Annotated in this window: 16 protein-coding genes; 7 read left to right on the top strand and 9 right to left on the bottom strand. The window is 57.1% G+C overall.

Translation table 11 applies throughout. From position 1 onward, the window contains the following. Positions 1 to 19 precede the first annotated feature (19 nt). The 4 genes from CRT23_RS23490 (at position 20) to CRT23_RS27990 (ending at position 5263) form a co-directional block, all read left to right on the top strand. A complete protein-coding gene (locus tag CRT23_RS23490) occupies positions 20 to 2824 on the top strand; it encodes a phage tail length tape measure family protein (protein ID WP_103712013.1) in 2805 nt (934 codons plus the stop codon). Positions 2825 to 3192: 368 nt separating this feature from the next. Then, complete coding sequence (locus CRT23_RS23495; protein WP_103712014.1) at positions 3193 to 4062, top strand: TIGR04255 family protein; 870 nt, start codon at positions 3193 to 3195, stop codon at positions 4060 to 4062. 8 nt (positions 4063 to 4070) lie between these two features. Then, positions 4071 to 4640 carry a hypothetical protein gene (locus tag CRT23_RS27985; RefSeq protein WP_146056468.1) on the top strand — a complete coding sequence of 190 codons (570 nt, stop codon included), beginning with the start codon at positions 4071 to 4073 and terminating at the stop codon, positions 4638 to 4640. A 44-nt stretch (positions 4641 to 4684) separates the two neighbouring features. Continuing rightward, positions 4685 to 5263, top strand: coding sequence for a hypothetical protein (locus CRT23_RS27990; RefSeq protein ID WP_146056469.1), 579 nt, complete (start codon positions 4685 to 4687; stop codon positions 5261 to 5263). A gap of 512 nt (positions 5264 to 5775) precedes the next feature. On the opposite strand, the gene CRT23_RS23500 is transcribed toward CRT23_RS27990, so the two are convergent. From CRT23_RS23500 to CRT23_RS28005, 8 genes are all read right to left on the bottom strand, one after another. Beyond that, positions 5776 to 6063 (bottom strand): hypothetical protein, encoded by a 288-nt coding sequence (locus tag CRT23_RS23500; protein ID WP_103712015.1) that lies wholly within the window; start codon positions 6061 to 6063, stop codon positions 5776 to 5778. Between the two features lie 8 nt (positions 6064 to 6071). Beyond that, positions 6072 to 6254 (bottom strand): hypothetical protein, encoded by a 183-nt coding sequence (locus tag CRT23_RS23505; RefSeq protein ID WP_103712016.1) that lies wholly within the window; start codon positions 6252 to 6254, stop codon positions 6072 to 6074. A gap of 229 nt (positions 6255 to 6483) precedes the next feature. Continuing rightward, positions 6484 to 7032 carry a hypothetical protein gene (locus CRT23_RS27995; RefSeq protein WP_146056470.1) on the bottom strand — a complete coding sequence of 183 codons (549 nt, stop codon included), beginning with the start codon at positions 7030 to 7032 and terminating at the stop codon, positions 6484 to 6486. A gap of 39 nt (positions 7033 to 7071) precedes the next feature. Beyond that, positions 7072 to 7296, bottom strand: coding sequence for a YARHG domain-containing protein (locus CRT23_RS23510; protein ID WP_103712017.1), 225 nt, complete (start codon positions 7294 to 7296; stop codon positions 7072 to 7074). 447 nt (positions 7297 to 7743) lie between these two features. Further along, positions 7744 to 8037, bottom strand: a complete 294-nt coding sequence (locus CRT23_RS23515) for a hypothetical protein (RefSeq protein ID WP_103712018.1) — start codon at positions 8035 to 8037, stop codon at positions 7744 to 7746. A gap of 28 nt (positions 8038 to 8065) precedes the next feature. Next, entirely contained in the window at positions 8066 to 8188 is a 123-nt protein-coding gene (locus CRT23_RS29665) for a hypothetical protein (RefSeq protein WP_280952002.1), read from the bottom strand. A gap of 362 nt (positions 8189 to 8550) precedes the next feature. Beyond that, positions 8551 to 9549, bottom strand: a complete 999-nt coding sequence (locus CRT23_RS28000; protein WP_146056471.1) for a hypothetical protein — start codon at positions 9547 to 9549, stop codon at positions 8551 to 8553. 518 nt (positions 9550 to 10067) lie between these two features. Beyond that, positions 10068 to 11051: a hypothetical protein gene (locus tag CRT23_RS28005; RefSeq protein ID WP_146056472.1), complete on the bottom strand. Its 984-nt coding sequence runs from the start codon at positions 11049 to 11051 to the stop codon at positions 10068 to 10070. A 482-nt stretch (positions 11052 to 11533) separates the two neighbouring features. Here CRT23_RS28005 and CRT23_RS23525 point away from each other — a divergent pair, with 482 nt between their 5' ends. The 3 genes from CRT23_RS23525 to CRT23_RS23535 are packed head-to-tail and all read left to right on the top strand — an operon-like array spanning position 11534 to position 12932. After that, on the top strand, positions 11534 to 11707 hold the full coding sequence (locus tag CRT23_RS23525; RefSeq protein ID WP_245436522.1) for a hypothetical protein: 174 nt from the start codon (positions 11534 to 11536) through the stop codon (positions 11705 to 11707). Between the two features lie 11 nt (positions 11708 to 11718). After that, positions 11719 to 12684 carry a hypothetical protein gene (locus CRT23_RS23530; RefSeq protein WP_146056473.1) on the top strand — a complete coding sequence of 322 codons (966 nt, stop codon included), beginning with the start codon at positions 11719 to 11721 and terminating at the stop codon, positions 12682 to 12684. Beyond that, a complete protein-coding gene (locus CRT23_RS23535; protein ID WP_103712022.1) occupies positions 12681 to 12932 on the top strand; it encodes a hypothetical protein in 252 nt (83 codons plus the stop codon). Before CRT23_RS23530 ends, CRT23_RS23535 begins: the two co-directional genes overlap by 4 nt. A 14-nt stretch (positions 12933 to 12946) precedes the next feature. Here the strand turns inward: CRT23_RS23535 and CRT23_RS28010 are convergent, their stop codons facing one another. Then, complete coding sequence (locus CRT23_RS28010; protein ID WP_146056474.1) at positions 12947 to 13153, bottom strand: hypothetical protein; 207 nt, start codon at positions 13151 to 13153, stop codon at positions 12947 to 12949. Between the last annotated feature and the right edge of the window lie 152 nt (positions 13154 to 13305).

Genomic DNA, 13305 nt, shown 5'->3' on the forward strand with positions numbered 1-13305 from the left:
ACCAGCCACGGAGGCCGCCATGCCGACCAACATCGCAATCCGTCTCGGCGTCGAAGGTGGCGCGGTCCTGAAGCGAGAACTCGAGGACGCGGGTCGCGCGGGCGAGCAGTCGTTCAAGGCCGTTGGCGCCGCTGCCGATGCGGCGACCGCCGCCACCGACCGGTTGGCCAAGAGGTCGAGCGAGGCCGCGGAGGCTGTCCGGCGTGCGCCTGGTGCCACCGGTGCACCAGCATCCTCGCCGGCCTCCTCTCCGTCCGCGAGTCCAGCGACCGTCCGGGAGCTCGAGCGGCTGCGGACGCAGCTGGATGAGGAGTATAAGCGGGCGAAGCAGCTCGGGACGGCAGAGGACAAGATCGGGCGCGGCTTCTCCAGCGGCTACTTCGACGAGACTGAGCGGGACCGCCTGCGGGGTCTCGCCGCCGTCCGGTACGGTGGTCAGAACGACAACGACCCGTCGCGCCGCGGTCTCTCGACCTACGACAAGAGCTTCATCAAGTACCAGGGGTTTGATGTCGCCAGCACCCTCGGCTCCGGCGGCTCGCTGACTACCGCGGCCTTCCAGCAGGGCCCGCAGCTCCTGCAGCAGCTCGCTGACCGCGAGGGCGGCTTGAAGGCGGGCCTGACGCAGCTTGGCGAGAGTGCGAAAGGCCTCGTTACTCCCTTCACGGCAGCCGGCGCGGCAGTTGCAGCGACGGTCGCGGTGTTCGCCCTGGCCTCGTCGCAGTATGCCAAGGATCAGGAGACCCTTGCACAGTCGCTTCGGACCACCGGCCGGGCGACGGACCTCTCGATTGCGCAGCTTGAAGCCCTGGCAACGCGCAACGCGGAGGCCGGGAAGGTCTCGACTTCAACCGCCCGAGAGATCGCCGCCGGCTACGCCTCGACGGGCGAGATCGCAGGCCCCGTCTTCGACACCCTGATCGCGAAGACGGCGGAATACGCCAAGATCACGGGGCAGGACGTGCCGACGGCGACCGCCGAACTGGCCCGCATGTTCGCCGATCCGGCTAAGGGTGCCGAGGACCTGGGTAGCAAGCTCGGCGGCCTGAGTGATCGCACCCTGCAGTACATCGCCACCCTGGCGGAGCAGGGCGACAAAACCCAGGCGCAGATCGCGCTTAGTGACGTCTTCCAGGCCCAGGTCGCCAAGAACACGAGCGCGACCACCGCCTGGGGCAATGCCTGGAACTTCGTCTCGTCTACCGCCGACAAGGCATGGGAAAGCATCAAGCGGGCCTCGGGCATGGGCACCGTGACGGCACAGGCGACGCTGGCCGACCTGAACCTTCGCGTCAGTGCCGCAGAGAAGAACGGAGCGAGTGCTGCCTTCCTTGACCCTCTGCGCGCGCAACGAGACGCGGCAAAGGTGGAGGTCGCTCGACTGGAGGCGGAGGATCGCGCCCGCGCCGCAACCGAGGAAGCCATCAAATCCTCTCGAGAAGCCGGACGCGTCACGCGCGATTACGATCCTATCCTCAGGCAGCGGGCCGAGAACCAGAAGAACCTCAATGCTCTCAACGCCTCGCTGAACAATCCTGAAAGCCGCGCCGAGCTCGCTGACGTGGATGCAACTGTACGAGCGCGTGACGCCTACAAGCGGGCCGTCGACTCCTCGTTGGATGCCAACGGCAGGCTGATCGACTCGCAGGAGCTTTTACGCCGGCAGGATCAGCTGGAGATCGACAGCCTGAAGGCGAAGACGGCGGCCCAGAAAGCCGACATTGCCGAACGGCGCCGCACTCTCGAACTCATTGGAAAGCCGGTCAACGAGGCGGACGCTCGGGGGCAGATAGAACGCCAGCGCCTTCTGGCTCGCGCGCAGGCAGACGCGGCCAAGGACGGCAGCGGCAAGTCCGACTCCGAGAAGCGGGATGACTTCGATAGCGCCGAGCGCAGCGTTCAGAACAGCATCCGGCGCCAGGAGGAGCAGAACCGGACATACGGGCTCGGGGCCGAGGAGGTCGCCCGCTACCGCGTTCAGACCGAACTCCTGACCGCTGCGAAGCGCGCCGAGAGAGATGTCACCCCTGACCTCTCCGCGAAGATCGCCGACTATGCGGCCCAGGCCGGCGAGGCAGCGAAGCGCATGGACGAGCTACGCGAGAACACCCGCCGGACGGACCAGTATCGCGACATCGGGTCGGACGGAGTGCGCACCTTCGTCCGCGGCCTCAGCGACGGCGTTGCCCAAGGCAAGGTGCTCGAGAACGTCCTCTCCAACATCAAGAGCCGGGTGGCGGACCTTGCCGCGAACAGCATCAGCGACGTGCTCTTCGGGAAACGCGGCGGGAGTGATTATGGCCTGCTCAGCGGCCTCTTGGGAGGTGGCAACTCCTTAGCGAATGCCCCAGCACCCGGTGCCCAGGGCCCGACGGCGCAGGCTGGTGGCCTCGGCAGCCTGTTGGCGAGCGCTAAGAGCTTCTTCGAGTTCGAGCGCGGAGGGTATACCGGCGACGGCGGTCGGTTCGACGTGCGAGGCATCGTGCATGCTGGCGAGGTTGTGTGGTCTCAGGACGACGTAGCCCGGTTTGGTGGCGTCGGCGCCGTGGAAGCGATGCGGCGCGGCGCGAGCGGGTACACCAACGGCGGCGCAGTGCGATCCGGCGCCTTCCAGCCCCCGCCGTCGGCTGCGCGAGGCGGTAGCGGCCCACAGGTCAACATCATCAACAACGGCCCGCCGATGCAAGCCCAGGTTCAGCAGCGACCCGACGGATCTATGGACGTCATCCTCGACCAGCTCGAAGACCGTTCCGCCGGCAGGGCAGCTACCGGCCGCGGCGCATTTGCTGACATAATGCCAGGCGCCCGTCGCCTCCGCGGCTGAACACCCCCAAACTCACCCCTTTACCGAACAGGACCCGACACGCTGACTGCAGGACTCCTACAGGGCTAGGACGGACCCGCCACCTACGACTTGGCCAGTGTGAAGGAGGCCCACTAACCACCGACGGAAAGGGCAACCGGCGCCTGAAGATGCCCCTCGGTGACATGGTGGCGACTGGAGCTAAGACGCCGCAGGGGCGGCAAGCTGTCGGCCCGCGGAAGATCGTCTCGACGTAGGTAGGTCTGGAGACGAGCAGGACGGTATGCGTGGGACCTATCACTCCTCGGACTACCCGGGTGTACCGCCCCGCAATCGTCCTTTAACGTGTCAAGGGGATGCTTCGAAAACATAGGAGTTGATCGATCGCGATGCGTTGGCAGCCGGCACACGAAACACACGCCATCGAACGTGTAACAGTCTCGTTCATGTTCGCGGAACCTATCTCTACAAAGCCGTGGCAAACATTGCTTGCTCTTGCAAGTCGCGAGCTCTTAAGACAGGGGTATCAGGCGGCACCTGATGCAGCAACGATCCCGCAAAATATTAACCAGAACAATCCAGGTTTCGCACAGCTAATAATTAATATTGGAACTCCACAGGCTGTGGCTGGCAATGTTGCCGGGCAGATGCCAAATTCAAGAACATTTAGTTTGATTGATGCTGGAGAGGCGAGAGACGAGATTGTAATATCTCGCGGGTTTTTCTTAATTACAACCAGTTATTATAGGGGCTGGGCCGATTTTCGAGCGCGAATTGCCTCCGTATTTGACGTCCATCTCAACCTAGCCTTAAATACGGTAAACATTTCTGCAATAAAAATGGAATATTGGGATAGATTTGTGTCGAGTGAACCGACCGAAATGGTCGATTATAGCGACATTCTTAATAGAAATTCAAAATATATACCGAGCTTTGGTTTTGAGACAGGTGGACTGTGGCACTCTCATGTAGGCGTATTCGGAAATCCCGGCTCGTCTGAATTACGTCTGATAAATTTGAACGTTGATGTAGTAGACATACATGAAGCGCAAGCTGTTGATGGGCCTTCTGATGCGCCCGCTCAGCGTCGATCCGTGGGGATATACTCCATGGTACAAGACACCTTGAAGCCGAGCGCTCCGCTCGAATCGGCGGAAGGTGCCCACTCGACGTTGGACGAAATGCATACCATATTGAAGCTCGTGCTGGCTGACGCTATCACCGGCGAAGCCGCCGACCGCATTGCCCTCAATCCTTGAGTTCATTCGTGCTCGAAATCGTCTCCACTGTCGCCACGGACTATAGCGTGGCGGAGTATATGCGGCACGGGGAAGTGGTTCAGGCCACTAGCCGACCTCCGATGCGTGCTTCTTGTCAGAAGCACTTGACGATTACCCGATCATTTATTGGCGTTCCGTCTCGGGGACGAATCACCTCCGCCGACAGTACTCCATCTGCTCTGTCCGAAACCGCACCGCTGATCATCGCACCAAAGCGGGCTGGCGACTCGACAATCCGTGAACTTGCAAGCTTCCGTAATTTTTTGAAGGGTTGGGACGGGGAGGACGCGGCGGCGCCTGATCAGCAGTCAATAACTCAAGCTGTTCTGTTTGTGCATGCCTGTGCCTCTATCCCCGGATTGCCTGGACGCCTAATTGCAACCCTTCATGCAGATGGTTCGGCTATTCTTGAAATAAATGACGGAGTTGATGCTACGCTAAACTTCGAGGCGGGCGGAAACATCATTTATTCAATTGATGGAATCGCTCCTGGGCAAGTCTCCTTTGATGGGAAGACAATACCCGGCGCCATCAAAAACGCATTAGTCTCGAATTAGGCAGCATACCTTTGCGGTGCGCATACTGTCGCTCGACCCTAGCGATGATTGAAGATGCAGAACTAAAGTATATGCGTGCAGAGATACTTGACAGGCGCCATCAGAATGGAGCCTGTCAAGCATTCATTTCTAGTGACTTTTCAAACGGAACAGTCGGGGATGAAGAGGTCCTAACGCGAATACTAATATCCCCTTTTCATGTAGATAGAAAAAAGGGAATTATGACTAAGAGCGCCATCACTGCTGCAGAGACTAGCGGATGGTCGGTCCTAAGAGAACAACAGGCAACAGATTTAGAAATTAAAACTACCGCAGAGGGACTTGTTGAAAGAGCTCGGTCTTCCAAGCAACCAAATGTTGGCGTTTATGGGGTTGCAAAGTTCACCTGCAAGACGATTAGAGATTTCTTGTATATAGATGACGTTTCTGGATCCTATTGTGTCTATGATACCGCCTTGAAAGAAAGTCGGTCTCACGCGGAAATATTCCAGCGGGTCTTTCTTACTGAGAAAGAAGTGCTATCAGACCGTAGGAAGTATATGACGGCGGCATTAAACGACATTGGAATAGAGCCGGTATCGAGTTATCGCGGTGGGCTGCTTAGCTATCTGTCACCCGCTTAGGTGATGCCTCGCTGAAATTCGGCTGTGCATGAGGTGCTTAACTCCTGGTCTAATGAAAGAATAGCGAGTTTGGGATTTAGACTGCTGGCTAAAGCTCGGGGCGCATTACACCTCATCCACCTATTGTCTCTGACCTCAAATTTGAATGACCTTGAGGAATTCATTCGGCGCTCTAGCGTGCAACGCCGTCGATGAATATATCGTCTACTATCTTAGATCCTCCCGGGTACATTCGTACGCCCGAGTTCGGGTTTGAGCGGAGGTAGTCTGCCACATCATCCAAAGTCGGAAGAAGGACTGGGTCCATATTCTTGCCAGATGGAAAGCAGGTGTACCTCTTGGATCTTTTCGCGGGTTCGGCTCTTTGAACAACTACACCAGCGCATATTTTCTCGATTCGCGTGATCGGCATCACAGGCTCTCTCTTCCCTCCACTAGGATGTCTGTTCAGGCTTCAGTCTTCCTCAGCCTCCCAGTTCTTCGTCGATCTACTCGATGAAGCCGCTAGGAGCCTACTCGCCTGAGCCAGATGTAGGCAGCCCCTGCTTTGGCGTGGGCACAACGCCCAGGCCACCAGCAGCGTCAGGAGTGGCTGCGCCGAGGCGCCTCAGCAGCGCTTCGTAGGTCTGAGCGGCTGGTGAGTGCGCCTGGACCTCGTTCGTGCTGTCGAGAAGACGCTGGACGTCCTGGACGAATAGGCGCTTGGCCTCGTCACCGCCGGGGACCGCCTCGAACAGCCGGCAGATGGCGAGCTCGTGGAGCCCCACCAGGAGCTCGAGGGTCTGGGCGTCGCCGGGCATCGTTAGGCTCACCCGTCCTGCCCGGCCAGGCGCGCGAGCCGTGCAGCCTTCAGGCGCTCTGTCCTCTCGTCATGAGCCCTGCTGGCATCATGGATCTCGGCCCAGGCTTCCTGCGCCGCCCGCTCGCGCTCGGCGCCCTTCGTGGCCTTGGTCTCGCTGCGATCAGCGCTGTGGCCCTGCTTCTCAGCCATAGGCTTTCCTCTTTCGCGGCTATAGTTAGGCAGCAGTCTATAGACGGATGTCTAGCAACAATTGATGCTGGTGGGCGCACTGATCTGTCGGCGGCAAGCTAGACAAAAATCTGATTTATGAACTTAAATACTTTTTTTTAAAATATTGCCCGATCTACTAATGGAAATGAACAGGACTAATATTTCAATGCGACCGATCCTCATTTGAGCGGAATAATCCGCATTATATTTAGCGTATAAGACCTAGTGGAACAGTATAGGTCGAAGTCGTGTAACTCCAAGCGCATATGTATCCAAAAGTCGCATCCTGCCCCGCGACCTTAACATTTAACTCCACCATTGAAGCCCCGGAAATAGTCTTTGCCAATGCAACAACAAGTCTTTCTTTCACAGCTTCCGGTCCGCCTTGACTATACTGATAACGAATAGCCTCGGCGAGGGAGCCATCAAGAAATCCAAAAGTCGGGTTCAAGGATGATGAGGCTTGTTCGAGCGTTCCAAAACCGGAAGCCAGTTTTTCCGCCGCCTTCCTGGTATCGAATGCTGCCGTGCTGCTGCCGACGATCGACAATCCAGGGACCTGTGGAGATTTTTGGGCCGAATTTATTACGCAAAGCTTGTCTTGAAGCTGATCTGCGTGAGTTTTAGCAGGCGCAGATATTATGCCAGCCAGAAAACTGCCAATTACCAAAACAAAAACTTTTTGACATTTATCCTTAATATTCGATAGGCGGCATTCTCTCTCGCCGCGGATACTGTTGAATTGATATAAACTCATGGTAACTGTGAGGTCCTTTAGTGTTTGTGGTAAGACTACCTATCGCGCACATCCAAGCGCCTTCGCCGTGGCTCGTAGCTGGACGACTTGCTCTCTCCGACGTGCCGACAGAGGCACATCTGCCTCGTCGTCGAACTGACAGCCCGCGTTTCCGAACGCTTGGATAGCCTGTGAGGTCCGGAAGCAGTAGCCGGCCGCCTTGAAGATCGTGTTCTTCTCGGTCCACAACTCCTCGCACGAGGAAGAGGCCGATCCACTCAACACGCTTGGGCTATTCGCGACTGTACGGCAGCATCCTACAAATCGGGCACTGACCCACCCGGTCTGTCCGGACGGAAGCCGGATGTTCACCCATCCGCCTCGACGTCCGATCTCGCTGAACAGCGTGTCAGGTCCGAGCTTTGCGAGCCGAACACCTTCGGTGCCACTCGGCAGGCTCCGCAGCGCCAGGAAGTTGTCGCCGTAAGGATCGAGGCTGATAGGATAGCTGAAGGGTTCTGGCTGCACCTGGGCGCGTGCTGGCGTGCACAGAGCGGCGATGAGCGCGGCACAAGCAGCGTTCATCCTCCAGAGATGAGTCAGCCTCATTTCAGGTAGCCCTTCGCCTCTATGTGCCTTGGTGAGCATCAGCCCAACGCTTCATGCCACTTCAGCCATACCCGAGGCTGCCACGTCTAGATCCTCTCGTTCGTTACAGTGTCACTTCCACCGCTACGGATCGCGGAGCGCCGGGGACCTCAAGGCCCTAACCAACCTCGCGATGCCCTGATGGACCGCAGCCAGGTCGATGCCGTCCCGTTTGGCTTCGAGGGGCCCTTTGATCCAGACGATCTGCTCGACTGCGTACCGGTAGTGTGGATTGTCAACCCGGCGAACCGCCGCGCACACACCAAGCATCGCTGCGATCGTCTCCCTGGACTGGGAGCGCTCCAGCTCAGCGTAGAGCAGCTCCAACCTCTCGTGGTGGCGCTTCAGCGTCGCGTGGTCCTCGGCGTCGTCGTGCATCGGAGGCCTTCCCAGTCTGCGCACCCTGTCAGTAGGAGCAATCGACGCCGAAAGGCAGCACGCCATCAGCCTGTGCCTTGTCGGTAGCCACCTCATGGCCCTCGCGCGTGATCCGCACCACCGTAGTGGCCCCGGCTGCTGTCACGGTCACGAGGCCGGATTGCTCAAGGTGTCGGAGGCAAGCCTGGAGTGCAGCGTGAGTGCATCCGAGGCCGCACTCGTCCAGAGCATCCGACAGCACTCCATCGTTCGAGCTTCCGTTCAATGCCTCGTTGATTAGTGCCCGCAAGACCGCAAGGCGTTGATGCCTTGCTACGATCGCTGCAAGGCCAGTTTGAGGGTCGTTCGGGATCATAGGCTGCCGTGCATCATTGACCGAAGGTACGCCTGCCTACTTCGTCGATACAATGGAAAAGGCGCTGGTTTTCGCGCTGAGCACGGCACCTGAGCGACTGATGGCCACTCAGGCGCCAGCGAGAGAAAATATTGACGACCAATCTTATTTAGGCTGTCCTAATTCTCAGCCTTGCAGGTCATCACACGCTCTGTACTGGCCTGCAAAACAGAAAGATGCCCAGTAGTCTCGTGATAGCACTTTTCGCTATCGCAGGGCACGCCTCCCGAATACACTCTAGCACAAACTCCGAGCTGATCTGCTCCGTCCAGGATATTTATCTTCGAGCGATTTTCCCAGTCCATCCCAGCACCTGTTACATTAACTTTCGCGGAAGATGGCAATAGCGCGGTGCTCGGATCATTGACGATGCAGATATTAGTGGCAAATTCAGTATTGCCATAATGTCCGCTCCTCCTTATAACAAACGAATCAACAGTCTTTTTTGTAAGGTTTATCTTAAACTGCGGGACGGCCGGGAAAGTAAAAAAGTCACTCTCTCTGTTGTCGATCGACGCGGTTATGCTGATCGGTTTGCATAAACTGTCACGTTTTATTTTGAATGATATTGATCCTTTATCGGTTATTAATTTCTCGTTTTCCAAAGCGGTTCCGTTGACGATATTGAGGGAAGCCTTTCTACTAGTGGCTCCGTCTACTACCGAAACGGGGTAGGTTGGGTGCCATTTCACTGTAATCTGAAATTGTTCCTGAGCATCAGATCCGTCTGGAGCTGTGATGGTCATATTGCTCGTCTCGTTTTTTAAGCATTCTATATATGCCGTAACCGAGTCAGGAGCCAATTCGGTAGAAAGGATAGACCTTCGATCAGACTGAGCTAGTCTAAAGTCGCTCTGGCTTTTAAAATAACTTGATAACGCTTGCGCCTCCGAAGCAGAGAGGTCAATCCCTTTATACTTGATTGACGCATTGCTTGAGCTTGCGCTTCGATTGTCACGGGTAAGAGAGTCAACGTAAGATAAAAATGTTTGAACTGAACTGTCGTACGAATATAAGTTCTCTCGCAAGATTTTTGTCGCATCACATGCGGCATACGCTGGCTGCTGGATACCTAATGCCACAATTACTATTGAGAGGCCGCGCACCAAGTTTGTCACAGGGTATCCTCGGGAATTTGGAACTTGCGGTAAGAAGTAGCCTAGCAATTTGCAGCCCTGTCAATTGGCTGGGAAATTTACATAGTCACTGTGTCACAAAGGGATCATAGATGAGAAATCTTGCTGTGCGTCGAAAACCTATATTGATTAAATAATTTGTATCACTGTATTTCTGGATGGGAAGTTTCTCTATACCACCGATATATGGGGACATATTTCATCAATTATTACAATTAAGGTCGAAATTGACTATGCGCATGCATGGTGCCTGCCCATGCTCGCGCAGCTTTCAACGCCGTCGCTGCAATGGGAAGGCCGAATCATGATCTGAGAGTCCAGCACTTGGTCGGCTAGGAGCGATGCCAGACGGGCCACCTCGGAGAGACGATCGAGGGCGTCGGCCCTTTCACTCTCAAGCATCCGGAGCGGTCTGCTCATGGCTTCTTCGCAGGCGTCTCAGTGGTTGCGAGATAGAGCTCATTGTAGAAGGCGCTAAGGGCTGAGCCGCTTTGAGAACTTCATTCGAGTGCCACAAAATAGGACGGCATGTCGAAACAGGAAAAGAGGCGAATGCGCACAGCTTTGGTCAACTTTCCATTGAAGTTTATTGATCCAGGCTGGATTTCATGGAGGCATTCTGACTTGCCATCATAATCCCGGCATTGCCAAAGACATCCAATGTGCGAATAGAATTCTCTTGGCGGATTTGGATCTGCTATTGGATAATCTCCTCGAATCAACTGCGTTAAAGCAGGCTGGAAACTACCTACCCCGAAATAACTAGAACCATATACGTGACCAATTTTCGCAAGAAGTTGAGAAAATCTGAGCTGGTCTACTGTCTGCGTCGAGAAAGCTTCGATATCATACTGGTCCAGTGCTTTTTTGTCCGCATTTATGTTGTACATCCAAAACGCATAAGGATGATCAATGCCGACTGGTGCGGAGCTGAAGGCCGGAGCCGGATACAAAGAGGGAAGTATGAGGATCGTCGGATGGTGGAAGGCAGGCAGCACGTGCGGATCGGAAGTCAATCCCCCAAGATCAAGTCGGATGTGACGCAGATCCAGTGTCCCGGACTTGCCCTTGATATCTAGGACGCTCCTGGCCGGGCCAAAAAGATCTTCAGACAGGGCGTGTTCGAAGCTTGAAGTTTTAGTTTGGCAAGCGTCACAAGATGATGCCGTAAGCTCTAGCCCTGCGCCTAGGAACTCTGGCACCACATGCTCGCTAGTCAATTTTAGCGGGCGTCCTGCAGCATCGTGCGTTCCTCCGCAATAAACGCAGCGCCCTTGTCCTCTTAGCTTAACACTTTTCTTCAGTAGCGGAAGGCATTCGATATCGAAGCCTTTAAATGCGCCTTCAGCGTACATGCGAAAGGCGCCACCACGAGGTTGAACGTGCCGCTCGCCCTTTGCGGGAAGCGTCGCTAAGTCTTCCCAACGAAATTTCCAATGACGCTGGACAGGTTGATCTACGTTCGGATCCCCGGCAATCGACATGATTTATTCCATTGCATTAGTCATATAAAGCTGAGTAAATATACATTGCAGCAAGCGCAACCAACTCCGTAGTCAGTTGGTGTCCTCAGTATCCTGCCGATGTCGAACGTAACCTCGATGAGTAAGCCACTCTGCTAGAGCGTGGCGGATCGCTTCGGGGCGTGAGGGCTTAGGTTCAGGCTGGTCTGTGATCCAGGCGTCGAGCAACGCGACCTGCTCTGGCTGAACGCGCACTTGGATCTGGATGCCAGGCTGTTTCGGCCGCGGCTTAGCTAGCTGTCTCATGGTACCACGAGTTGACGACCATCGAGCTTGATGGTACCACGAAAACAGGCCGGAAGGAAGGGTGAGAGCTTCCCTCCGGCCCTGACCACTCACGTCCTCTGGAGACGATCATGGCTTCCCGGAATTCTATAGCATCGGCTCGCGCTGGTGAACGCCCTCGCTCGCCTTTCGCAGCGGTTTACTCCCGTCCGATGCCCTTGCTGGAGCCTGATGAGGCCGAGGCAGAGGACGGCCCCGTCATTACCCCGGTGCGGCCCGACTCGGCGCATGTCCGGGCTCCGCGCTTCCTCGACTTCGCCGGAGACCTCGTCTCCGCCGTGCTGATCATCGCCGGGGGCGTGTTCGCCTACGGCTTCGTGCAGCTCGGTTGAGGGAGGCTGGCATGGCGAAGCCGAGCAACACCCTTCGGAAAGCCCAGGCTGCACCGGATATCCGTGCGCGCGCCGAACGTCTCCGAGACGCCGCAGGTCGTTTCATCCGACGTTCTGATCCAAGTCCCAGTGTCAGCAATCCGCCGCCGGTCGGGAGCGTGCCTGCCCCCGTTGATGCGCATCCTGAGGCCTACGCTCTCAAGGTCGATGCTGACGGTGCGGGCCTGCGCTGTCCGCCTGGTAGCTGCGTCATCGTCGAGCCGGTGAGCCCAGTCGGTGCTGGCCTTGCCATCCTCTATCGCAAGGACAGGGGCCCTGAGATCTGGGACCTCACGCAAAGATTCACCGCGGGGATGTTCGATGTTGGTGAGGGTTCGACCATCACGCCCGTCGTTGAGGTCATGGCACCGGTGTCTGGGCGCCGCGAGTACCTGGATGCCGGCCTGATTGAGAGAGCCCATCGGGTCATCGGCGTCTACGTGCCCGCCGAGGTGATGCATCAGCATCGGCCACTGCCGCCGAATCTGCCCCTGATGGCTGATTGCCCTGAAGGTATGGTCAGACACCGTGCGGAGCGCGCTGCGGCCTACCCCCTGGTGCGTGAGGGTGAAACCGTGGTCGTTGATACGATGCTCCGAGAGCCTACCCAGGGGGCGCTCTGCCTGCTGGAATGGAACAACGGGACTCGGTCGATCCTACAGACCAACCTTCGAACTCTTGGCAGCAGCACTTCGCCCGCCTGGTGGGTCGACCCGATCAACCGGCCTGTGACTCGGGAGGCAATGGAACGCTTCTGCCGAAGCGGTGGCATGCTGTTCACTAGCGATGGGCCCTACTCCTTCGACCAGCTGCGCGAGAAAATCGTGGGAACCGTCGTTGGCATCCTGGTGCCTGAGCGGCGTACACCGGAAGAGCCTTCCATCGCAGAAGCTTCTTTGCTGCCTGCCGAGCTTGTGCAGAGATCGGATGCCCGATGAGCAATCTCATCCGCTTCCCAGCCTCTCGCCGGATCCAGGCAAAGACCATCCCGCGGGAAGAGTTCGAGCGCTTGGCCGAGCTCGCTCTTGATGTCGTCGACCGCATCGTAGCGATCCTCGACGCCGCGGATGGGGATGCTGACCTAGAGGATGGTGGAGATGCAGAGCCGTCCCTCGGTGCGCCTGAGCAGCATGTGAGCCAGGTCTCTTGGCTGCGTGGTGGGGACCGAGATCTTGAGCTGCCGTGACGCAGTCCCTTTCTTCAATCGTCGTGGGATCGAAGACCGAGGATCAGGATCGTGACCACGACCGACGCGGCGATGAACAGGGACAGGATGATCTGGTCTGTGGGGTTCTTAGTCAGAGCATAGGCCGCCGCCGGCCCGATCAGAGCGCAGCCTGCACCAGCGACGACGGCTGCGGTTCGTGGCGCCATCAGTTCACCTCGCGCGAGCCAACCGAGGCTCATGCGGGGGGCAACCGTCAGACACGACAATTGTGCGCCTGAGCCGACTGCTCATAACGGTCTGGCTGCGGGTTCGTCAGGGCAGGGCGGTTGCTACCGCTTTTGCTACCCAACTCATTGGTACGAGCCGGGACAGAGAACGATGAGAGAACGCC

This window comes from Methylobacterium sp. V23 (assembly GCF_002917135.1).
Lineage (GTDB): Bacteria > Pseudomonadota > Alphaproteobacteria > Rhizobiales > Beijerinckiaceae > Methylobacterium.